Raw genomic sequence first — 22,011 nt, 5'->3', positions numbered from 1 at the left:
TCAGGCCGCAGGCCGTAACCCACCGACCAGGCCGCAGGCCTGGCATTAGCATGCGCGACCTCGCGGTCGCGAGGGTGGGTTACGCCGCTGCGCGGCTAACCCACCCTATACAAGGCCTTACATGCCCTTGACCGCGTAGATCCCCGGCGCGTTGCGCCAGTAGCCCTTGTAGTCCATGCCGTAGCCGAAGATGTAGCGGTCGACGCAGGGCAGGCCGACGTAGTTGGCGTCCATCTCCGGGCGCGCCTTGCGGTCGTGCTCCTTGTCGATCAGCACCGCGGTGTGCACCGCGCGGGCGCCGGCGTGCTTGCAGTAGTCGACGATGGCGGCCAGGGTGTGGCCCTCGTCGAAGATGTCGTCGACGATCAGCACGTCGCGGTCGATCAGCGACATCTCCGGTTTGGCCTTCCAGAACAGCTCGCCGCCGCTGGTCTCGCCGCGGTAGCGGGTGGCGTGCAGGTAGGACAGCTCCAGCGGAAAGTCCAGCAGCGCCAGCAGCTTGCCGGCGAAGATCAGTCCGCCGTTCATCACGCAGAACACCAGCGGATTGCGCTCGGCCAGGTCGCGGTTGATCTCGCCGGCGAGGCGCGCGATGGCGGCATCCAGCTGGTCGGCGGTGTACAGGCAGTCGGCTTCCGCCATCACCTGGCGGATGTGCGCGAGTTCGACGGACATGGCGGTTTCTCTCCCGGATAGGCCGCGCCGTGCAGCGCGGCAAAGGGCAGCAAGGTACCCATCCGCCCGCCCTGCGGCAAGCCTGCCAATGCCGTAGGGCCTGCCGACCCGCTGGATGCTTTACTTGCCGGCACACCCCAGGGAGATCCGCCCATGCCCGTCCACGAGATCCGCCACCCGCTGATCCGCCACAAGCTCGGCCTGATGCGCCGCGCCGACATCAGCACGAAGAACTTTCGCGAACTGGCCCAGGAGCTGGGCGCCCTGCTCACCTACGAGGCGACCCAGGACCTGCCGCTGGAGGACGAGTACATCCGGGGCTGGTGCGGCGAGGTGCAGGTGGAGCGCATCGCCGGCAAGAAGATCACCGTGGTGCCGATCCTGCGCGCCGGCATCGGCATGCTCGACGGCGTGCTCAGCCTGATCCCCAGCGCCAAGGTCAGCGTGGTCGGCCTGGCGCGCAACGAGGCCACCCTCGAGGCCGAGCGCTATCTGGAGAAGCTGGTGCCGGGGATCGAGCAGCGCCTGGCGCTGATCGTCGACCCGATGCTGGCCACCGGCGGCTCGCTGATCGCCACCATCGACCTGCTCAAGGCGGCCGGCTGCCGGGAAATCCGCGCCCTGGTGCTGGTCGCCGCGCCGGAAGGCATCGCCGCGCTGGGCGCCGCCCATCCCGACGTGCAGGTCTACGCCGCCGCCATCGACCAGCGCCTCAACGAGCAGGGCTACATCATCCCGGGCCTGGGCGATGCCGGCGACAAGATCTTCGGCACCCGGCAGAAGGACGCCTGAAGCGCCGGCCGCGGTGCCGGTTGCACACATTCGGCAACGCTGCACGTTGACGCACCGGGTTGAGCGTGGGGGGGCGCGTCGGTGATACTGCGCCGCCTGCACGGCCGCCAGCGTCCGAACCCATCAGCCGGTCCTGGCTCATGCGCCGTCACGCCCGTTGCCTCGGACCGCTGGATGCGACGAGCCACGCCCCAGCTACCCAGTCAACGAGGGACTGCCGTTGTCCAAGCCCGTCGCCACACCGAAGTTGAAACGCAGTGACCTGCTCTGGACGCTGATCGGTCTGGGGGCCGTGGTGCTGTCCTGCTTTCTGCTGTATCGCGAATTGCACAACGTCTCCCTCGACGAGGTGGCCGGCAGCCTGCGGGCCATCCCCCGGCTGAACTGGCTGCTGGCCGGCGGCGCCACGCTGGGCGCCTACTTTGCCCTGGCCTGGTACGACCACATCGCCCTCGCCCATCTGGGCAAGCGGGTTCCCTGGCGCTTCATCACCCTGTGCTCGTTCACCACCTACGCCCTGGCCCACAACATCGGCGCCTCGGTGTTCTCCGGCGCAGTGGTGCGCTATCGCGCCTACCGCAGCAAGGGCCTGAGTCCACAGGAAATCGGCCTGCTGATCTTCTTCTGCTCCTTCACCTTCGGCCTCGGCACCCTGCTCGCCAGCGGCTGCGTGCTGGTGCTGCGCCCCAACCTGATCCAGCAGATCCTCAACGTGCCGCCGGCACTCTCGGTGGCCATTGGCCTGCTGCTGTTGCTGCTGATCGGCCTGTATGGGCTCGGCTCCTGGCGCCAGTTCAAGCCCTGGACCTGGGGCAAGCTGCATATCGAGTACCCGCGCCTGGGCATCGTCGCCCGCCAGCTGCTGGCCGGCCCGCTGGAGCTGCTGTGTGCCGCGGCGATCATCTACTTCGCCCTGCCGGCCGCACACAACCCCGGCTATCTGGTGGTGCTCGGCGTGTTCCTCGCCTCCTTCTCGCTGGCCCTGCTGTCCCACGCCCCGGGAGGGCTGGGCGTGCTGGAGATGTCGTTCATCACCGCGCTGCCGGGCATTCCGACCGTCGACGTGCTCGCCGCCCTGATCGTGTTCCGCGCCCTTTACCTGCTGCTGCCGTTCGCCCTGTCGCTGCTGGTGGTGCTCGGTTTCGAATGGGCGCAGTGGCGCCGCAACAAGGGTGTCGACGGCGATCCGCGACCACCGGCCTGATCGCCGGGGCAGCATTCCCCGGCGCACTCGCATAGAATGCGCGGCCGTTTTTCCGGAGCCGCGCTTCCCATGACCCTTGCCTCGCCCGCCCGCGCCTGCGGCATCGACTTCGGCACCTCCAACTCCACCGTCGGCTGGCGCCGCCCCGGCGCCGACAACCTGATCGCCCTCGAGGACGGCAAGGACACCCTGCCCTCGGTGCTGTTCTTCAACTTCGAGGAGCAGCGCCCGGCCTTCGGCCGCCAGGCACTCGGCGAATACCTCGACGGCTACGAAGGCCGCCTGATGCGCTCGCTGAAAAGCCTGCTGGGCTCGCCGCTGCTGGGCAGCGCCACCACCGTGCTGGGCAGCGCCATGCCGTTCAAGCAGATCCTCGGCCTGTTCCTCGGCGAGCTGAAGCAGCGCGCCGAAGCCGTCGCCGGTCGCGAGTTCGAGCAGGTGGTGCTGGGCCGCCCGGTGTTCTTCGTCGACGACGACCCGGTCGCCGACCGCGAGGCCGCCGACACCCTGACCGAGGTCGCCCGCGAACTCGGCTTCAAGGACGTGTCCTTCCAGTACGAGCCGATCGCCGCGGCCTTCGACTACGAGTCGGGCATCGACCGCGAGGAGCTGGTGCTGATCGTCGACATCGGCGGCGGTACCTCGGACTTCTCGCTGGTGCGCCTGGCGCCGGAGCGCCGCGCGCTGGCCGAGCGCCAGGGCGACATCCTCGCCACCGGCGGCGTGCACATCGGCGGCACCGACTTCGACAAGCAGCTCAGCCTCAATGGCGTGATGCCGCTGTTCGGCTACGGCAGCCGGATGAAGAGCGACGCGTTGATGCCCACCAGCCACCACATGAACCTGGCCACCTGGCACACCATCAACGCGGTCTACGCGCAGAAGTCGAAGATCGCCCTGGAAAGCATGCGCTACGACATCGCCGACCCGACCGGCATCGATCGCCTGCTGCGCCTGATCGAGCAGCGCGCCGGCCACTGGCTGGCGATCGAGGTCGAGGCCAGCAAGATCGCTCTCACCGAAGAGCAGCGCCGCCACATCGACTTCGGCCGCATCGAGGCGGGGCTGAGCGTCGAGCTGACCCGCGCGCTGTTCGAGGCGGCCATCGCCCAGCAGCTCGAGCGCATCAACGCCGGCATCGGCCAGCTGCTCAGCGATGCCGGGGTGACTGCCGAGCAGGTCGACACGCTGTTCTTCACCGGCGGCTCCAGCGGCATCCCGGCGCTGCGCCAGAGCGCGGCCCGCCTGCTGCCCAACGCCCGCCAGGTCGAGGGCAACCGCTTCGGCGGCATCGGCAGCGGCCTGGCCATCGAGGCGCACAAGCGCTACGGCTGAGCACCTGCCGACGATCGCCTGTGCAGCGGCCAAGTGCCGCTGCCAGCGGTTTCACGGTGCCTGGCCCTGGCTGGCGAGATCGCGAGCAGCCGCGGCGGCGCAACCATCGAATGCTGGGCTAAAGGCCCCGCGGCCTCTAGAATGTGACCCCCACCACAAAAACGCCCGCCATCCATCGGGAACCGCTGGCGACGGTGGCACATTCCATAAACGCCTGCTACGCGCCGTCCGCCCGCGCTCATTCAGGATCACGGCCCATCTCAAGCCAGGGAAGCGCGGAGCATGGCGATGACTGAAAGCAACCTCCTGCGCCTGCAGCTGTTCGGCATGCTGGGGCTGGTATTCGTGCTGACCCTGGCCCTGGGTGGCTACTTCACCCTGCAGCAGACCCGCAGCTTCCGCGAGGACAGCGCCGCCCTCGAGGCCGCCGGGCAGCGCGAGCAGAAGGCCATGCTCGAGGCTTCGCTGACCACCCTGCACAACCAGCTCGACCTGCTGCGCCAGAGCAGCGAAGCGGTGCTCAAGAACGACATCCGCCAGCAGGTCGACCACGCCGTGCAGATCGCCGCGGCGCTCTACCAGCAGGAAAAGGGGCGCCGCCCCGAAGGCGAGATCCGCCAGCTGATCGTCGAAACCCTGCGTCCACTGCGCTTCTTCAACGGCAGCGGCTACTTCTTCATCGACGACCTCGCCGGCAACTGCGTGCTGCTGCCGATCAATCCCGAGCGCGAAGGCCACTCGCTGCTGGACAACCGCGACGTCGACGGCCGCTACATCATGCGCGACCTGCTGGCCAGCGTCGCCAACCCGCAGCAGCGCGGCTTCAGTCGCTACCGCTGGTACGCGCCGGGCAACCCGGCGAGCATGGCGGACAAGGTCTCCTATGCCCGGGTCTTCGAGCCGTTCGGCTGGCTGATCGGCAGCGGCGAATACCTGTCCAAGATCGAGCACCTGCAGCAGCAGCAGGCCCTGCAGCAGCTGCGCGCCATGCGCCTGGGCAGCAACGGCTACATCGCCGTGATCCACCGCGATGGCCGGGTGCTGCTATCGCCCAGCAATCCGGCCGCCGAGGGCCGCCGGGTCGACGAACTACCGGCGGTCGAGCAAGCCGTCATCCGCAACATTCTCGACACCAGCCACAACGGCGGCGGCTTCACCCGCTACCAGTGGCGCAGCCTGGTCGAGCCGCGGCTGAACGCCAAGCTGTCGCTGGTCAGCAACCTGGAGGAATGGGGCTGGATCCTGGTCAGCGGCGTATATCAGGACGACCTGCAGCAAAGCCTGGCGCAGCGCCAGCTCAAGCTCGAAGAGGACCTGCATGCCAGCCTGAAGACCACCGTGCTCGCCCTGCTGCTGGTGATGGCGCTGGCCCTGGTCCTGGCCGCCGGGCTGTCACGCTGGCTGTCGCACCGCTTCGCCCGCTACCAGCAGGACATCGACGCCGGCCACGAGCGCCTGCGCGTATGGGCCGAATCCGATCCGCTGACCCTGCTGCCCAATCGCGCCTGCCTGCATACCCGTCTGGATGAGGCCATCGCGCGGGCCCGCAGCGACGGCCTGCAGCTGGCCCTGCTGTTCATCGACCTCGACCGCTTCAAGAACATCAACGATTCGCTCGGCCACGCCATCGGCGATGGCCTGCTGATCCAGGTCGCCCAGCGCATGGCGGCGGTCCTGCGCGCCAGCGACACCGTCAGCCGCCTCGGCGGCGACGAATTCGTCGTCCTCCTCGAGGGCCTGAGCCACAGCGAACCGGCCACCCAGGTGGCCAACCTGCTGCTACAGGCCACCAGCGGCCAGTACAGCGTCGCCGGCCATGATCTGGCGATCACCCTGAGCATCGGCATCGCCGTCTACCCGGCCGACGGCGAGGATGCGCAAACCCTGCTGAAGAACGCCGACGCCGCCATGTACCACGCCAAGGCCTGCGGGCGGAACAACTTCCAGTTCTTCGCCGCGGCGATGAATACCCGGGTGCGCGAGCATCTAGAACTGGAAAACCGCCTGCGCCAGGCCCTGGCGCGCCACGAGCTGAGCCTGCACTACCAGCCGCAGTACGATCTGCAGAGTGGCCGGCTGAGCGGCTGCGAGGCGCTGATGCGCTGGCACAACCCGGAGCTCGGCCAGGTCGCGCCGGACAAGTTCATCCCCATCGCCGAGGACAGCGGGCTGATCCTGCCGCTGGGCGAGTGGGCGCTCAACGAAGCCTGCCGCCAGGTCATGGCCTGGCAGGCCCAGGGCCTGCCGCTGCTCAGCGTGGCGGTCAACGTGTCGGCGGTGCAGTTCCGCCATGCCGACCTGGCCGCGATGGTCGAGCGGGTCCTGCGCAGCAGCGGCCTGCCCCCGGCGCTGCTGGAGCTGGAGCTGACCGAAAGCGTGCTGGCGGAGAACCTCGAGCAGGTCAACGCCACCCTGCAACGCCTCAAGCAGCTGGGCGTGCGCCTGGCGATGGACGACTTCGGCACCGGCTACTCGAGCCTGGCCTATCTCAAGCACTTCAAGCTGGATACGCTGAAGATCGATCGCTCGTTCGTCAGCGACCTGCCGGGCTCCAGCGACAATGCCGCGCTGGCCATCACCATCATCGGCATGGCCCGCTCACTGGGCATGACCTGCATCGCCGAGGGCATCGAAACCATGGCCCAGCACGACTTCCTGCGCGGCCACGGCTGCACCCACGGCCAGGGTTATCGGCTGTCCAAGCCGCTGGCCAGCGCGGCCATGGCCGAGCTGCTGGCCACCAGCAGCCGCCACGCCGCGACGCCCGCCGTCGTCACAGCCCCCGCGGCAGCCGCCGGCACAGACTGACCAGCGCCGCCACCCACTGCGGGTGATCGTTGAGGCAGGGCACCAGCACCAGCTCCTCGCCACCGGCGGCGCGGAACTGCTCGCGGCCGCGGTCGCCGATTTCCTCGAGGGTCTCGATGCAGTCGGCGACGAACGCCGGGCACATCACCAGCAGCTTCTTCACCCCGCGCTTGGCCAGCGCCTCGAGGCTCGCCTCGGTGTAGGGCTCGATCCACTTGGCGCGGCCCAGGCGCGACTGGAACGACACCGACCACTGCGCGTCGCTCAGCCCGGCGCGCTCGGCAAAACCGCTGCTGGTGCGCAGGCACTGGGCGCGGTAGCAGCTGGCGAGCACGTCGCCGCTGGCCCGCTGGCAGCAGTCGGCGCCCTTCAGGCAGTGGCTGCCGGTCGGGTCGCTCTTGTGCAGGTGACGCTCGGGCAGGCCGTGGTAGCTGAGCAGCAGGTGGTCGAAGCCCTGCTGCAGATACGGCTGCGCGCTCGCCGCCAGCGCCGCGAGGTACTCCGGCTGGTCGTAGAACGGCGGCAGCACGTCCACCTCGAAGGGCAGATTGCGGCTGTGCAGCACGCGCCGGGCCTCCTCCACCACCGTGGTCACGGTGCTGTCGGCGAACTGCGGATACAGCGGCGCCAGGGTCACCCGGCGCACGCCGGCCTTGGCCAGTCGCTGCAGGGCGGTATCGATGGACGGCTCGCCATAGCGCATCGCCAGCTCAACCGGCCCCTCGCTCCACTGCTCGGCGACCCGCGCCTGCAGGCGGCGGCTGAGCACCACCAGCGGCGAGCCGTCCTCCCACCAGATCGAGTGGTAGGCCTCGGCCGAGGCGGCCGGACGCTTGATCAGGATCATCGCCACGATCAGCCGGCGCAGCGGCCAGGGCAGGTCGATGACGTAGGGGTCCATGAGGAACTGGTTGAGGTAGCGGCGCACATCGGCCACCGCGGTGGAAGCCGGCGAGCCCAGGTTGACCAGCAGCAGCGCGTGATCGGTCATGCAGTGTCCTTGTCAGTGACGACCGAGGAGATCGACGAGCGCCGCCTCCAGGTCGGGAAAACGAAAGTGGTAGCCGGCGTCCAGGGTGCGCCGGGGCTGCAGGTGCTGGCCGCCGAGCAGCAGGTCGGACATCTCGCCGAGCGCCAGGCGCAGCACGCAGGCCGGCGCCGGCAGCAGAGCCGGACGGTGCAACACGCGCCCCAGGGTGGCGGCGAACTCGGCGTTGCGCAGCGCATTCGGCGCGCAGGCATTATAGGGACCGCGGCATTCCTCGTGCTGCAGCAGGAAGTCGATCAGGCCGACCTCGTCGTCGAGGTGGATCCACGGCATCCACTGGCGGCCGCTGCCCATGCGCCCGCCGAGGCCGAGACGGAACGGCGGCAGCAGGCGCGCCAGCATGCCGCCCGAGCCCGCCAGCACCGGCGCCGTGCGGATCAGCACCACGCGGATGCCCAGCGCTTCAGCCTGCTGCGCCGCCTGCTCCCAGGCGAAGCACAACTGGCTGGCGAAGTCCTCGCTGCCCGGCGCACTGTCCTCGTCGAGCCGGCGCTCGCCGCCGTCGCCGTACCAGCCCACCGCCGAACCGGACAACAGCACGCGCGGCTTGAGCGGCCGACTGGCCAGCCAGTCGACCAGCTGGCGGGTCAGGTCGATGCGGCTGTCCCACAGCAACTGGCGCCGCCTGGCCGTCCACGGCCGGTCGGCAATCGGTGCGCCGGCCAGGTTGACCACCGCGTCCAGCGCCGTGCCGGCGTCCAGCTGCTCCAGGCGCTCGATGCCGCGCGCGCCGCTGCACAGCGCCGCCACCTGCTCCGGGCGGCGGCTCCACACCACCAGCTCGTGCCCTTGCGCCGTCCACAGGCGGCACAGCGCCTGGCCGATCAGGCCGGTACCACCGGTCAGCAGAATGCGCATCGCGGTATCTCCTTGTCGTTGTGCATGCGTCAGTTCACAGTCTGGTCCACACTGCAATTACCGGCCAGGCAGGGTGCCCTGTGCAGTGGCCGGGTTCATGGCTGGATTGGACAGGTCCATTCTGTACAAGAATCACATATTGTACAAGTTAAGTCCAAGGGTTAGCCTGTAGTCCCGGTAACGAGGTGACGTCATGAACACTCCCATCGCCATCATCGGCAGCGGCATCGCCGGTCTGTCGGCGGCCACCGCCCTCACGGCGGCGGGCCTTCACGTACAACTGTTCGACAAGGGCCGCGGCAGCGGCGGCCGCATGGCGAGCAAGCGCAGCGACGCCGGTGACCTCGATCTTGGCGCCCAGTATTTCACCGCCCGCGACCGCCACTTCGTCGAAGCGGTGCAGCAGTGGCAGGCAAACGGCTGGCTGGCCGAGTGGAAGCCGGCGCTGTACCAGTCCCAGGGCGGACAGCTGAGTCCGTCGCCGGACACCCAGCTGCGTTTCGTCGGCGTGCCGCGCATGAGCGCGCTGACCCGCAACCTGCTCGGCGAACTGCCGGTGACCTTCGCCTGCCGCATCACCGAGGTATTCCACGGCGAACAGCACTGGCACCTGGTAGATGCCGACGGGCAGAGCCACGGCCCGTTCAGCCGGGTGATCATCGCCATCCCGGCGCCGCAGGCGGCGGCCCTGCTGTCCGCGGCGCCCAAGCTCGCCGCCACCGCCGCCAGCGTGGCGATGGACCCGGTGTGGTCGGTGGCGCTGGCCTTCGCCAAGCCGCTGGCCACCCCGGTGGAAGGCTGCTTCGTGCAGGACAGCCCGCTCGACTGGCTGGCGCGCAACCGCAGCAAGCCCGGCCGCAGCGCCAGCCCGGACACCTGGGTGCTGCATGCCAGCAGCGCCTGGAGCCGCCAGCACCTCGACCTGCCGCGCGAGGCGGTGATCGAGCAATTGCGCTGCGCCTTCGCCGAACTGATCGGCTGCGCCGTGCCGGAAGCCGACTTCAGCCTGGCCCACCGCTGGCTGTACGCCCGCCCGGCGCAGGCGCACCAGTGGGGCGCGCTGGCCGATGCCGACCTCGGCCTGTACGCCTGCGGCGACTGGTGCCTGTCCGGCCGCGTCGAGGGCGCCTGGCTGAGCGGCCAGGAGGCGGCCCGCCGGCTGCTCGAACATGCCGTCTAAGCCCGCCCTGCACCGGCTCAACCCTGCCAAGTTGCACCTGTCGAAGTGGACAGCCGTGCGGCCGTGCAACCGCGAGAAGCACTTCCTGGTCACCGAGCTGTACCGCGACGAGGCCGGCACCGTCCTGGAAATCGAACTGCAGGCGGTACTCACCGGCCGCAGCCAGCGCTGCGACTGGCGCGAGCTGAAGGACGCCGGCCACTGGCTGATGGGCTGGCAGTAGCCCGCGCCGCGTCCTGCCAGCGGTCGACCCGCGCACCACTCATCCAAAGCAATACAAAAGCTGTACAAAGCATTTGACCTGTACAACACATACCCTATGATAAGGCCGTGTTGTACAGAAACCTTTGCTTGTACAGGTTGCGCCCGCGCTGCTGTACAAGCCGCAGCCCAGGTGCCCACCATGTCCAGCGTCCAGCCGCCCCGCCTCAAACTCGCCATCAGCGCCTGCCTGCTCGGCAACGAGGTGCGCTACAACGGCGGGCACAAGCAATCGCAACTGTGCCGCCAGACCTTGGCGCAGTACTTCGACTTCCAGCCGCTGTGCCCGGAAGTGGCCATCGGCCTCGGCATCCCCCGCGAGCCGATCCGCCTGGTCGGCGATCCGCAGGCACCGCGCGCGGTCGGCACCGTCAGCCGCGAGCGTGACGTCAGCGCGCCGCTGGTCGCCTACGGCGAGCGCATGGCCGCCGAGCTGACCGACATCAGCGGCCTAATCGTCATGCAGAAATCGCCCTCCTGCGGCATGGAGCGGGTCAAGGTCTACCAGGCCAACGGCCGCCCGGCCGAGCACGGCCAGGGCCTGTTCACCGCCACCTTCGCCCGCCTGCGCCCGGAGTTGCCGATCGAGGAAGACGGCCGCCTCAACGACCCGGTATTGCGCGAGAACTTCATCGCCCGCGTCTACGCCTATGGCGACTGGCAGCGCCTGTGCGCCGAGGGGCTGACCCGCAAGGCGATCATCGCCTTCCACTCGCGGCACAAGTACCTGCTGATGGCCCACAACCCGCTCAAGTACCGCGAGCTGGGTCGCCTGCTGGCCGGCATCGGCGAGCACGACCCCGCCGAACTGGGTCCGCGCTACTTCGCCGCGCTGATGGCGGCGCTGCAGAAGTGCGCCACCCGCGGCACCCACGCCAACGTCCTGCAGCACCTGTCCGGCTACCTGCGCCGCGCCCTGCCCAGCGAGGAGCGCCACGAGATCCAGCAGTTGATCGCGCAGTACCGCAGTGGCGTGGTGCCGCTGGTGGTGCCGCTGACCCTGCTCAAGCACCACTTCCGCCGCCACCCGGACCGCTACATCGCCGTGCAGGCGTACATGCAGCCGCATCCGGAAGCCCTCAGCCTGCGCAACGCGATATGAGCGCTACCACCGCCATGGCGCACCTGCCGCTGGCAGCCGACGACGCGGCCGAGCTCGGCGCCGAGGAGCTCGCCGCGGGCCTGCTGCCGATCCGCGAGGTGGCGCGGCAGACCGGCGTCAACCCGGTGACTCTGCGCGCCTGGGAGCGCCGCTACGGCCTGATCATGCCGCAGCGCACCGCCAAGGGTCACCGCCTGTACGGCCAAGCCCACGTCGAGCGCATCCAGGCGATCCTCACCTGGCTCAACCGCGGCGTGGCGGTCAGCCAGATCCGCGACCTGCTCGACCACGATGCGCCACCTGCCGGCAGCGCCGACGGTCCGTGGGAAAGTCTGCGCGGCGAGCTGCTCGAGGCCGTCGCCTCGCTGGCCGAGCGCCGCCTCGACGATGCCTACAACCGCGCCCTGGCGCTGTACCCGCCGCAGCCGCTGTGCCGCCACCTGCTGCTGCCGTTGCTCGCCGAGCTGGAGCAGCGCTGGCAGGGCCAGTTCGGCGCGGCGCTGGAGCGGGTGTTCCTGCGCTCCTGGCTGCGCAGCCGCCTCGGCGCGCGGGTCTACCACAACAACCGTCAGCTGCAGGGCGCACCCGTGCTGCTCGCCAACCTGTCGGAGCTGCCGATGGAACCCGGCCTGTGGCTGTGCGCCTGGCTGCTCAGCGACAGCCAGTGCCCGGTCGAGGTACTCGACTGGAGCGTGCCGGCGGGCGAGCTGAACCTCGCCGTCGAACGCCTGCAGCCGCGTGCCGTGCTGCTGTATTCCAGCCAGGCGCTGGACAGCGCGCAGCTGCGCCGCCAGCTGCCGCGCCTGCATGCCGGCTGCGCTGTGCCGCTGCTGCTCGCCGGCCCGGCCGCGCAGATCCACCGCGACGAGCTGGCCGCCCTCGAGCGCCTGGCGCTGGCCGACTCGCCGCTCGACGCCCACCACTACCTGCACCAGCGCGGCCTGTTCGCCGCCGCCCCCTGAGGATGATGCCGATGACCCGCCTCGTCTGGCTGCGCAGCGACCTGCGCGTGCGCGACAACACCGCCCTGGCCGCCGCGGCGGCCAGCGGCAACGGCCGGCTGCTGGCAGTCTGGCTGATCGCGCCGGCGCAGTGGCGTGAACATGACGATGCCGCCTGCAAGGTCGACTTCTGGCTGCGCAACCTGGCTGAGCTCTCCCAGAACCTGGCGGCGCTGAACATCCCGCTGCTGCTGCGCACGGCCGAGCGCTGGGCCGATGCGCCCGCTGTGCTGCTGCAGCTGTGCCGCGAGCACGGCGTCGACGCGGTGCACGTCAACGCCGAGTACGGCGTACACGAACAGCGCCGCGACCAGGTGGTGGCGGCCACGCTGGAGAGCGCCGGGATCGCCTGGCACAGCCATCTCGACCAGCTGCTGTTCGCTCCCGGCAGCGTGCTGACCAAGAGCGGCGGCTACTTCCAGGTGTTCAGCCAGTTCCGCAAGGCCTGCTATGCGCGTCTGGCGCAGGGCCTGCCGCCGCAGCAGCCACTGCCGCGCATCCAGGCGGCGAGCGGCATCGCCAGCGATCCGCTGCCCGCGACCATCGACGGCTTCCCCACGCCGAGCGCGAGCCTGCGCCAGCTGTGGCCGGCCGGCGAGGCGGCGGCGCACCGCCAGCTGGCCAGCTTCGCCGACCAGCATCTGCAGTGGTACCACAACGAGCGCGACTTCCCCGCCCAGCCCGGCACCAGCGGCCTGTCGCCGTATCTGGCGGCCGGCGTGCTGTCGCCGCGCCAGTGCCTGCACGCCGCGCTGCAGGTCAACGGCGGCGAATTCGCCGACGGCAATCCTGGCGTGGTCACCTGGATCAGCGAGCTGCTGTGGCGCGAGTTCTACAAGCACATCCTGGTCGGCTATCCGCGGGTGTCGATGGGCCGCGCCTTCCGCCCGGAAACCGAGGCGCTGGCCTGGCGCGATGCGCCGGCCGATCTCGAGGCCTGGCAGCAGGGCCGCACCGGCATCCCCATCGTCGATGCGGCGATGCGCCAGCTGCTGGCCACCGGCTGGATGCACAACCGCCTGCGCATGATCGTCGCCATGTTCCTGACCAAGAACCTGCTGATCGACTGGCGCCACGGCGAACGCTGGTTCATGCGCCAGCTGATCGACGGCGACCTGGCCGCCAACAACGGCGGCTGGCAGTGGAGCGCCTCCACCGGCACCGACGCGGCGCCCTACTTCCGCATCTTCAACCCGCTGACCCAGGCGGAACGCTTCGACCCGGACGGCGCCTTCATCCGCCAGTGGCTGCCCGAGCTGGCCGCAGTGGACAGGCGCGACATCCACAACCCGGCAGCGCTGGGCGGGCTGTTCGGCTTGCCCGACTACCCGCGGCCGATCGTCGACCTGGCCCGTTCGCGCGAGCGCGCCCTGGCGGCCTTCAAGGCGCTGGACCAGGCGCCGGCATGAGCGACGAGGACTCGACGATGATCGACTTCCTGCCCACCTTCGCCCGCCGCTTCGCTGCGCTGGACAAGGACAGCCTCGAGTGCCTCGGCGAGCTGTACAGCGCCGACGCCCTGTTCATCGATCCACTGCACGAGATCCGCGGCCTGGCCGCCCTGCGGCGCTACTTCGCCGAGCTGTACGCCAACGTGCAGGAGCTGCGCTTCGAGTTCCACGGCTGCGATGAAGTGCACGAGGGCGAGGGCTACCTGCGCTGGAGCATGAGCTACCGCCACCCGCGCCTGGCCGGCGGGAGACCGATCCGCGTCGACGGCTGCTCGCACCTGCTCTGGCAGGACGGCCGGGTCTACCGCCACCGCGACTATTTCGACGCCGGCGCGCTGCTCTACGAGCACCTGCCGGTATTCGGCCGGGCCATCGCCTGGCTGAAGAGGAGGCTGGCATGAACGCAAGACGCATCTGGCTGACCGGCGCCAGCAGCGGCATCGGCGCCGCCCTGGCCGAGCAGCTGCTGCAGCGCGGCCAGCGCCTGGCGCTCAGCGCGCGGCGCCGCGAACCGCTCGACGCCCTGGCCGCACGCTGGCCCGGGCAGGTGCTGGTGCTGCCGGGCGATCTCACCGATCCGGCCGCGGTGGCCGCCATCGCGGCGCAAATCGACGCCGAATGGGGAGCGCTGGACATGGCCATCCTCAACGCCGGCACCTGCGAGTATCTCGACGTGCGCGCCTTCGAGGCGGCGATGGTCGAGCGGGTGATGGACAGCAACCTGCTGGCCGCCGCCCACTGCATCGAGGCCGCCCTGCCGCTGCTGCGCAAGGGTGACCAGCCGCTGCTGGCCGGGGTGGCCAGCGCGGTGACCTTCCTGCCGCTGCCGCGCGCCGAGGCCTATGGCGCTTCCAAGGCGGCGCTGCGCTACCTGCTGCAGTCGCTGCGCGTCGACCTGGCCGCCGAAGGCATCGCCGTCACCCTGATCAGCCCCGGCTTCGTCGATACCCCGCTGACCCGCCAGAACGACTTCGCCATGCCGATGCGCTGGCCGGCCGACAAGGCTGCCCGCCACATCGCCGCGCGGCTGGAACAGCGCCCGCTAGAAATCGCCTTCCCCACCCCGTTCATTGCCCTGTTGCTGCTACTCGCCCACCTGCCCGGGCGCCTGCAGCTGGCCCTGCTCCGGCGCATGAGCCGCAACCCTTCCCAGGATGTATCCCGATGAGAGTCGCCATAGTCGGCACCGGCATCGCCGGCCTGACCACCGCCCATCTGCTCGCGCGCCAGCACGAACTGACCGTGTTCGAGGCCGGCGACTGGATCGGCGGGCACACCCATACCGTGGATGTCACGCTGGATGGCCGCCGCCATGCCATCGACACCGGCTTCATCGTCTTCAACGACTGGACCTATCCCAACTTCATCCGCCTGCTCGACCAACTGGGGGTCGCCTCGCAGCCGACCGAGATGAGCTTCTCGGTGCATGAGCCGCGCAGTGGCTTGGAGTACAACGGCAACACCCTCAACAGCCTGTTCGCCCAGCGCAGCAACCTGCTGTCGCCGCGCTTCTGGGGCATGCTGCGCGACATCCTGCGCTTCAACCGCGAGGCGCTGGCGGATCTGGGCAGCGGCCGCCTGCCGGCCGGCATCACCCTCGGCCGCTACCTGGCCGAGCGCGCCTATGGCCGGCGCTTCATAGACCATTACATCGTGCCGATGGGCGCGGCGATCTGGTCGATGTCGCTGGCCGGCATGCTGGAGTTCCCGCTGGAGTTCTTCGTGCGCTTCTTCAAGAACCACGGCCTGCTGTCGGTCAACGACCGTCCGCAGTGGCGGGTGATCAAGGGTGGCTCGCGCAGCTACATCGAGCCGCTGACCGCGGGCTTTGCCGACGCCATCCGCCTCAACTGCCCGGTGCTGAGGGTCGAGCGCGACGCCGACGGCGTCACGGTGCACAGCGCCGCCGGCCGCGAGCGCTTCGACAAGGTCGTGTTCGCCTGCCACAGCGACCAGGCGCTGGCCCTGCTCGCCGCGCCCAGCCGCGCCGAGCGCGAGATCCTCGGCGCCCTGCCCTACGCCGACAACGACGTGCTGCTGCACACCGACACTAGCCTGCTGCCGCGCCGCCGGCTGGCCTGGGCCAGCTGGAACTACCGCCTCGGCGGCGACCCGCGCCAGCCGGCGGCGCTGACCTACAACATGAACATCCTCCAGGGCCTCCAGGCGCCGCAGACCCTGTGCGTCAGCCTCAACCAGAACCTGGCCATCGACCCGCAGCGGGTGCTCGGCCGCTTCAAGTACGCCCACCCGCAGTACAGCCTGGCCGGCATCGCCGCCCAGGCGCGCTGGGGCGAACTGCACGGCGCGCAACACAGCTACTACTGCGGCGCCTACTGGGCCAACGGCTTCCACGAGGACGGCGTGGTCAGCGCCCTGCGCGTGGCCGAAGCCTTCGGAGAAACGCTGTGAACAGCGCGCTGTACAGCGGCTGGGTGCGCCATCGGCGCGTGCGTCCGCGGGCGCACGCGTTCCGCTATCGCATCGGCCTGCTGTACCTCGACCTCAGCGAGCAGGAGGCACTGTTCGGGCTGTCGCCGCTGGTCGGACCCGGCCGCTTCGCGCTGCTGTCGTTTCGCCAGGGCGACTACCTGCCGCAGCTCACCGGCCAGGGCATGGCGCTCAGCGATGCGGTGCGCCAGTGCGTCGCCCAGGCGCTGGGCCACGCGCCGCAGGGGCGCATCTGCCTGCTCACCCAGCCACGCTGCTGGGGACTGACCTTCAACCCGGTGAGCTTCTTCTACTGCTTCGACGAAGGCGGCCAGCTGGCGGCGATCCTCTGCGAGGTCAGCAACACGCCCTGGCGTGAGCGCTACCACTACGTGCTGCCGGCCGCGGGCAGTGGCAGCCAGCACTTCGCGGTGGCCAAGGCCTTCCACGTCTCGCCGTTCCTGCCGCGCGAGCTGGAGTACCGCATGCATTTCAGCGCACCGGGGCAGCGCCTCGGCGTGCACATGGAAGACCACGACGCCGAGGGCCGCCTGTTCGACGCCACCCTCACCCTCGAGCGCAGCCCGCTGGATCGCGCCGGCCTGCATCGCCACCTGCGCGCCTTCCCGTGGATGAGCGCGAAAACCGTGCTCGGCATCTACTGGCAGGCCCTGCGCCTGGCGCTCAAGCGCGTGCCGCTGTTCTCCCATCAGCCGGCGGACGGCGACTGTCGCGTCGCCACCCGGATCCAGGAGCAAGCCCATGAAGACCTCTAGTCTGACCGCCTCCCGCGCCCGTCTTGCCGATGGCCTCGCCGCCGGCCTGCTGCGCCGCGCGGTGCTGCGCCAGCTCGGCCAGCTGCGCCGTGGCCGCCTGCTGCTGGTCGAGGGCGACGAGCGCCACAGCTTCGGCGATCCGCACGCCGCGCTGCATGGCGAAATCCACATCCACCACAGCGCCGCCTGGGGCCTGGTCGCCGGCAACGGTTCGATCGGCGCCGGCGAGGCCTACATCCACGGCTACTGGAGCAGCCCGGACCTGACCGCGGTGATCCGCGTGTTCGTCGCCAACCTCGAGGTGCTCGACGCCCTCGAGGGTGGCCTGGCCGCCCTCGGCCGGCCCGTGCTGCGCGCCCTGCACTGGCTGAACCGCAACTCGCGGGCCGGTTCGCAGAAGAACATCGCCGCCCACTACGATCTCGGCAACGAGCTGTTCGAGGCCTTCCTCGACCGCACCATGATGTACTCGGCGGCGATGTTCCTCTCCGCCGACGACAGCCTCGAGCAGGCGCAGCTCAACAAGCTGGAGCGCATCTGCCAGAAGCTCGATTTGCAGCCCTCCGACCACCTCCTGGAGATCGGTACCGGCTGGGGCAGCATGGCGCTGTACGCCGCCAGCCACTATGGCTGCCGGGTGACCACCACCACCCTGTCACGCGAGCAGCACGCCTACACCGCCCGGAGCATCGCCGAGATGGGTCTGGAACATCGGGTCACCCTGCTGCTCAAGGACTATCGCGAGCTCGATGGCCGGTTCGACAAGCTGGTGTCGATCGAGATGATCGAGGCGGTCGGCCACCGCTACCTGCCGGAGTACTTCCGCCAGTGCGCGCAGCTGCTCAAGCCTGAAGGGCTGATGCTGCTGCAGGCCATCACCATCCGCGACCAGCGCTACCGCCAGGCGTGCAACAGCGTCGACTTCATCCAGCGCTACATCTTCCCCGGTGGCGCGCTGCCGTCGATCGAGGCGATGCTGACCACCGTCAGCCGCGACACCGACATGAACCTGCTGCACCTCGAGGACTTCGGCGCCCACTACGCGCGCACCCTGCGCCACTGGCACGACAACCTGCGCCACGTGCGCGGCCACCTCGAGCAGCTCGGCTACGACGAGCACTTCTACCGGCTGTGGGAGTTCTACCTGTGCTACTGCGAGGGCGGCTTCCTCGAGCGCAGCATCGGCACGGTGCAGATGCTGCTGGCCCGCCCGGACGCGCGGCCGGCGCCGCTGCTCGGCAACCTGGAACGCACCCACTGAACGGCGGCTGGGAAGAACCCCGTCATTCCCGCGCAGGCAGGAATCCAGTACGCCCCTGGATCTCAGCCTGCGCGGGGATGACGCGATGAGAAGGCGCCGCCGAACGGGCCGGGAGGCGGCTGCAGCGGCGACAATGCCGCTCCACACCGACAGGCTGCGAAGATGAAGCGCAAACTGCTGCTCAACGCCCTGCTGTTCCAGACCGGCTGGTTCGCCTGCGTATTCGCCGCGCGCCAGCCGTGGCTGCTGGCGGTCGCGGCGCTGGCGCTGCTGGCGCATTTCCTGTGGGTGGGTCGCTGGGCCGCCGAAGGCCGTCTGGTGGCCAGCGTGCTGATCGCCGGCAGTGCGCTGGACAGTTTCCTGCTGCAGTTCGGCGTGTTCGACTTCGGTGCGCAGCGAGTGCTGGTGCCGCTGTGGCTGGCGCTGCTGTGGGCCCTGCTCGCCACCACGCTGAACCACTGCCTGGCCTGGACCGCGCGGCCCTGGTGGCTGGGCAGCCTGCTCGGCGCCGTGGCCGGGCCGCTGTCCTACTGGGCCGGTGCCCGCATCGCCGGGGTCGGCCTGCCACTGGGCAGCGCGCCGACCCTGCTGCTGCTCGCCGGCCTGTGGGCGCTGCTGATGCCGCTGCTGCACGGCTTTGCCGCACTGTATAGGCAACCGCCGCGGCCGGCGGACTGAGGCGGACAGCAGAAGGCCGGGATTTCCCGGCCTTGTCATCGCTCCTCGCTCAGCGCCTGCGCACCCTCAGAGCGGCAAGCGATAGTGCAGCGTATAGGTCTCGGCGCCGTCGTTGGGCTTCTTGATCCCGGCGTTGGAGTAGTGGATGGCGCGCACGCCGATCTCCTGGCCGGCGAAGCGCAGGCCGAAGCCGAAGCGGTCCTCGAACTGGAAGGCGGTGCTGAGGTCATGGCTTTCGTGCTCGGTGCTGGAGAACAGCGCCGCGCCGATGCCGGCCTCGACGTAGGGACGTACGCTCTCGCCGGCGAACTCGTAGACGAACACCGGGGCAAACGACAGGCTGTGGCTGCTGGCGCTCTTGTCGCCGAACCAGTAGGTGTAGCCGGCATCCCAGTAGCCGGTCAGGCGGCCGCTGGAGCTCTGCCACCAGCTGCGCTCGAAGTCGCGCTGCAGCGCCAGACGCAGTACCTCGGTGGACTCGCGGGTCACCCCGCCGGCGAGGGTCACATCCCAGGCACTGGCCGGCGCACTGGCGCCCAGGGCCAGGCTCAGTACCGCGCCGATGCTCAGCAATCGCTTCATGTGTGGAGTTCCTTGTTCCATTGGCGAGAAAGGGCATCCCCCGGTCGGCGGCGCAACACCTCCGAGTGGCGCGGATGCGACACGAATACTGCGAGTATATAAGGCCGTTGGTCGGAACTAAAATGTCGCGGCTCAGTCGCCCAGCTTCGCCACCGCCGCCGCCTCGCCCCACAGCACCGGCAACACGCGCGCCAGAGCGGCCGGCTCGCCGCTCGACCAGAAGCGCGTCGGCTGCGCCGGGCCAACCGCCAGCTGCTCGCGCTCACCGAGCAGGCGCGCAAGCTGGCGCGCCACCGCGGCGCCGGTGTCGATCAGCTCCACCTCCGCCGGCACCAGCTCGCGCAGCAGCGGCTTGAGGAAGGGGTAATGGGTGCAACCGAGAATCAGCGTGTCGCAGCCCTGAGCCAGCAACGGCTGCACATAGGCGGCGAGCAGCGCGCGGGTCTGCGGCGCAGCCAGGGCTCCCTGCTCGACGCACTCCACCAGCCCCGGGCAGGGCTGGGTGATCACCCGCACGTCGTGGGCGAAGCGATCCAGCAGGGCCGCGAAGCGCGCGCTCTTCAGGGTGCCGGTGGTGGCCAGCACGCCGACCGTGCCGCTGCAGGTGGCCGCCGCCGCCGGCTTGACCGCCGGCTCCATGCCGACGATGGGCAGCCCGGGATGGCGCTCGCGCAGCTCGGCCACCGCCGCCGCGGTGGCGGTGTTGCAGGCCACCACCAGCGCCTTGGCGCCCTGGCCGAGCAGGAAGTCGGCGATCTTCCGGCAGCGTTCGCGGATGTACTCGGGGCTCTTCTCGCCGTAGGGCACGTGGCCGCTGTCGGCGACATAGAGCAGCGACTCGTTGGGCAGCCGCGCGCGGATCTCGCCGAGCACCGACAGGCCGCCGACCCCGGAGTCGAACACCCCGACCGGCGCTTCACTACTCATTTCGCGGACCACAGACAGCGCACTGCGGGTCGCGCTTGACGCGCAGTTCGCGGAAGCGGCTGGTCAGCGCGTCGACCAGCAGCAGGCGGCCGACCAGCGGCTCGCCGAAGCCGGCCAAGAGTTTCAAGGTTTCCAGCGCCTGCAGGCTGCCGACCAGGCCGACCAGCGGGCCAACCACGCCGGCCTCGCTGCAAGTCAGCTCGTCCTCGCTGCCGGCGCCGTACAGGCAGTGGTAGCAGGGGCTGGCGCCGTTGCGCGGATCGAATACCGCCAGCTGGCCTTCCAGGCGGATCGCCGCGCCTGACACCAGCGGCTTGCCGGCGGCGACGCAGGCGGCATTCACCGCGCTGCGGGTGGCGAAGTTGTCGCAGCAGTCGACCACCACGTCGACCGCCGCCACCGCGGCGGCCAGGCTGTCGGCATCCAGCGCCTGGCGAAGTGGCCGGAGCGCGACCTGCGGGTTGAGCGCGGCCAGGCGCGCCATGGCCGAGTCGACCTTGGCCAGGCCGACGCTGGCGGTGTCGTGGATCACCTGGCGCTGCAGGTTGGTCAGGTCGACCGTGTCGAAGTCGGCCAGGTGCAGCTCGCCGACTCCGGCGGCGGCCAGGTACAGCGCCACCGGCGAGCCGAGGCCACCGAGGCCGACGATCAGCACGCGGCCGTTCTTCAGCCGCAGCTGGCCGTCGACATCGATCTGTGGGAGGAGGATCTGCCGGCTGTAGCGCAGCAGCTCGTCGTCACTCAGCATGCGGTTCACCACGCGGGGACTCTCCCTTCCAGCGGCCGAGGGTGATGCGCTCGTGGCCGCCCAGATCGCGGCGGCTGTCCACCGCCGTGAAGCCGCGGGCGGCAAACAGGGCGCGCACCGCTGCGCCCTGATCGTAGCCATGCTCGAGCAGCAGCCAGCCGCCGGGCTCGAGATGCTCGGGCGCTTGGGCGACTATCTGGCGGATGTCGTCGAGGCCATCGGCGCCGGCCACCAGCGCGCTGGCCGGCTCGAAGCGCACGTCGCCCTGGGCCAGGTGCGGATCATCGGCGGCGATGTACGGCGGATTGCCGACGATCATCGCGAAACGCTGCCCGGCCAGGGCGGCAAACCAGCGACTCTCGACGAAGCGGGCATTGCCCAGCTGGAGGCGCGCGCGGTTGCGCTCGGCCAGCGCAACCGCCTCGGCCACGCGGTCGACGCCGAGCAGCTGCCAGACCGGCCGCTCGCTGGCCAGGGCCAGGGCGATGGCGCCGCTGCCGGTGCCGAGATCCAGCACCCGGGCCGGGCCGCCGGGGCACAGCGCCAGCGCAGTCTCCACCAGCAACTCGGTGTCCGGACGCGGGATCAGGGTGTGCGGCGCCACTTCCAGCTCCAGGCTCCAGAAGCCCTGCTGGCCGAGCAGGTAGGCCACCGGCTCGCCGCCGCGTCGGCGCGCCAGCAGGGCGGCGAAGGCCGCGCACTGTGCGGCATCCGGCTCGCGCTCCGGCCAGGTGCGCAGGTAGCTGCGCGGCTTGCCGAGCACATGGGCGAGCAGCAGCTCGGCGTCCAGGCGGGCGCTCGGCGAGTCGGGCAGTTCGGCGCTGCCGAGCAGGGATTCGATGGTGGGCATGGGGCTCTCCGATCGTAGGGTGCGTCGCGCGCACCACGAAAACG

Annotated in this window: 22 protein-coding genes; 15 read left to right on the top strand and 7 right to left on the bottom strand. The window is 70.0% G+C overall.

Annotated elements, in window-relative coordinates; translation table 11 throughout:
* Nucleotides 1-117: 117 nt before the first annotated feature.
* Entirely contained in the window at nt 118-675 is a 558-nt protein-coding gene (locus KRX52_RS07455) for a hypoxanthine-guanine phosphoribosyltransferase (protein ID WP_217681100.1), read from the bottom strand.
* Between the two features lie 153 nt (nt 676-828).
* Here KRX52_RS07455 and upp point away from each other — a divergent pair, with 153 nt between their 5' ends.
* The 4 genes from upp (at nt 829) to KRX52_RS07435 (ending at nt 6,814) form a co-directional block, all read left to right on the top strand.
* Entirely contained in the window at nt 829-1,467 is a 639-nt protein-coding gene (upp, locus tag KRX52_RS07450) for a uracil phosphoribosyltransferase (RefSeq protein WP_217681099.1), read from the top strand.
* Nucleotides 1,468-1,687: 220 nt separating this feature from the next.
* Nucleotides 1,688-2,671, top strand: a complete 984-nt coding sequence (locus KRX52_RS07445; RefSeq protein ID WP_217681097.1) for a lysylphosphatidylglycerol synthase transmembrane domain-containing protein — start codon at nt 1,688-1,690, stop codon at nt 2,669-2,671.
* Between the two features lie 69 nt (nt 2,672-2,740).
* On the top strand, nt 2,741-4,006 hold the full coding sequence (locus tag KRX52_RS07440; RefSeq protein ID WP_217681096.1) for an Hsp70 family protein: 1,266 nt from the start codon (nt 2,741-2,743) through the stop codon (nt 4,004-4,006).
* 288 nt (nt 4,007-4,294) lie between these two features.
* Nucleotides 4,295-6,814 carry a cache domain-containing protein gene (locus KRX52_RS07435; RefSeq protein WP_217681093.1) on the top strand — a complete coding sequence of 840 codons (2,520 nt, stop codon included), beginning with the start codon at nt 4,295-4,297 and terminating at the stop codon, nt 6,812-6,814.
* On the opposite strand, the gene hemH is transcribed toward KRX52_RS07435, so the two are convergent.
* Both hemH and KRX52_RS07425 read right to left on the bottom strand, forming a co-directional pair.
* Nucleotides 6,780-7,805: a ferrochelatase gene (gene hemH / locus KRX52_RS07430; RefSeq protein WP_217681091.1), complete on the bottom strand. Its 1,026-nt coding sequence runs from the start codon at nt 7,803-7,805 to the stop codon at nt 6,780-6,782. The two genes, KRX52_RS07435 and hemH, sit on opposite strands and share 35 nt — an antisense overlap.
* Nucleotides 7,806-7,817: 12 nt before the next feature.
* Nucleotides 7,818-8,720 (bottom strand): TIGR01777 family oxidoreductase, encoded by a 903-nt coding sequence (locus tag KRX52_RS07425; protein ID WP_217681090.1) that lies wholly within the window; start codon nt 8,718-8,720, stop codon nt 7,818-7,820.
* A gap of 193 nt (nt 8,721-8,913) precedes the next feature.
* On the opposite strand from KRX52_RS07425, the gene KRX52_RS07420 reads away from it, so the two are divergent.
* The 11 genes from KRX52_RS07420 to KRX52_RS07370 all read left to right on the top strand — a co-directional run bounded on the left by KRX52_RS07420 (nt 8,914) and on the right by KRX52_RS07370 (nt 18,860).
* Complete coding sequence (locus tag KRX52_RS07420; protein WP_217681089.1) at nt 8,914-9,900, top strand: NAD(P)/FAD-dependent oxidoreductase; 987 nt, start codon at nt 8,914-8,916, stop codon at nt 9,898-9,900.
* 7 nt (nt 9,901-9,907) lie between these two features.
* Nucleotides 9,908-10,123 (top strand): TIGR02450 family Trp-rich protein, encoded by a 216-nt coding sequence (locus KRX52_RS07415; protein WP_217681148.1) that lies wholly within the window; start codon nt 9,908-9,910, stop codon nt 10,121-10,123.
* 180 nt (nt 10,124-10,303) lie between these two features.
* On the top strand, nt 10,304-11,263 hold the full coding sequence (locus KRX52_RS07410; protein WP_217681088.1) for a YbgA family protein: 960 nt from the start codon (nt 10,304-10,306) through the stop codon (nt 11,261-11,263).
* On the top strand, nt 11,260-12,225 hold the full coding sequence (locus KRX52_RS07405; protein ID WP_437439691.1) for a MerR family transcriptional regulator: 966 nt from the start codon (nt 11,260-11,262) through the stop codon (nt 12,223-12,225). Before KRX52_RS07410 ends, KRX52_RS07405 begins: the two co-directional genes overlap by 4 nt.
* Nucleotides 12,226-12,236: 11 nt before the next feature.
* Complete coding sequence (phrB, locus tag KRX52_RS07400; protein ID WP_217681087.1) at nt 12,237-13,673, top strand: deoxyribodipyrimidine photo-lyase; 1,437 nt, start codon at nt 12,237-12,239, stop codon at nt 13,671-13,673.
* Between the two features lie 17 nt (nt 13,674-13,690).
* The gene (locus KRX52_RS07395; protein ID WP_217681146.1) at nt 13,691-14,116 is read left to right on the top strand and encodes a nuclear transport factor 2 family protein; all 426 of its coding nucleotides are present in this window, start codon (nt 13,691-13,693) and stop codon (nt 14,114-14,116) included.
* A complete protein-coding gene (locus tag KRX52_RS07390) occupies nt 14,113-14,883 on the top strand; it encodes an SDR family NAD(P)-dependent oxidoreductase (RefSeq protein ID WP_217681086.1) in 771 nt (256 codons plus the stop codon). Before KRX52_RS07395 ends, KRX52_RS07390 begins: the two co-directional genes overlap by 4 nt.
* Complete coding sequence (locus KRX52_RS07385) at nt 14,880-16,127, top strand: NAD(P)/FAD-dependent oxidoreductase (protein ID WP_217681085.1); 1,248 nt, start codon at nt 14,880-14,882, stop codon at nt 16,125-16,127. The genes KRX52_RS07390 and KRX52_RS07385 overlap by 4 nt, the downstream gene beginning before the upstream one ends.
* Complete coding sequence (locus tag KRX52_RS07380) at nt 16,124-16,921, top strand: DUF1365 domain-containing protein (RefSeq protein ID WP_217681084.1); 798 nt, start codon at nt 16,124-16,126, stop codon at nt 16,919-16,921. Before KRX52_RS07385 ends, KRX52_RS07380 begins: the two co-directional genes overlap by 4 nt.
* On the top strand, nt 16,908-18,182 hold the full coding sequence (locus KRX52_RS07375) for an SAM-dependent methyltransferase (protein WP_217681083.1): 1,275 nt from the start codon (nt 16,908-16,910) through the stop codon (nt 18,180-18,182). Before KRX52_RS07380 ends, KRX52_RS07375 begins: the two co-directional genes overlap by 14 nt.
* Before the next feature lie 162 nt (nt 18,183-18,344).
* Nucleotides 18,345-18,860: a DUF2878 domain-containing protein gene (locus KRX52_RS07370; protein ID WP_217681082.1), complete on the top strand. Its 516-nt coding sequence runs from the start codon at nt 18,345-18,347 to the stop codon at nt 18,858-18,860.
* 66 nt (nt 18,861-18,926) lie between these two features.
* Here KRX52_RS07370 and KRX52_RS07365 read toward each other — a convergent pair whose 3' ends face one another.
* The 4 genes from KRX52_RS07365 to prmC all read right to left on the bottom strand — a co-directional run bounded on the left by KRX52_RS07365 (nt 18,927) and on the right by prmC (nt 21,967).
* Complete coding sequence (locus KRX52_RS07365) at nt 18,927-19,442, bottom strand: acyloxyacyl hydrolase (RefSeq protein WP_217681081.1); 516 nt, start codon at nt 19,440-19,442, stop codon at nt 18,927-18,929.
* 132 nt (nt 19,443-19,574) lie between these two features.
* The gene (murI, locus tag KRX52_RS07360) at nt 19,575-20,369 is read right to left on the bottom strand and encodes a glutamate racemase (protein WP_217681080.1); all 795 of its coding nucleotides are present in this window, start codon (nt 20,367-20,369) and stop codon (nt 19,575-19,577) included.
* Entirely contained in the window at nt 20,362-21,117 is a 756-nt protein-coding gene (locus KRX52_RS07355; RefSeq protein WP_217681079.1) for a molybdopterin-synthase adenylyltransferase MoeB, read from the bottom strand. The genes murI and KRX52_RS07355 overlap by 8 nt, the downstream gene beginning before the upstream one ends.
* Nucleotides 21,107-21,967 (bottom strand): peptide chain release factor N(5)-glutamine methyltransferase, encoded by an 861-nt coding sequence (gene prmC, locus KRX52_RS07350; protein WP_217681078.1) that lies wholly within the window; start codon nt 21,965-21,967, stop codon nt 21,107-21,109. Before prmC ends, KRX52_RS07355 begins: the two co-directional genes overlap by 11 nt.
* Between the last annotated feature and the right edge of the window lie 44 nt (nt 21,968-22,011).

Origin of the sequence: Geopseudomonas aromaticivorans, assembly GCF_019097855.1 — a bacterium.
GTDB classification, from domain to species: domain Bacteria; phylum Pseudomonadota; class Gammaproteobacteria; order Pseudomonadales; family Pseudomonadaceae; genus Geopseudomonas; species Geopseudomonas aromaticivorans.
This window is presented reverse-complemented; position numbering and strand designations above follow the sequence as displayed.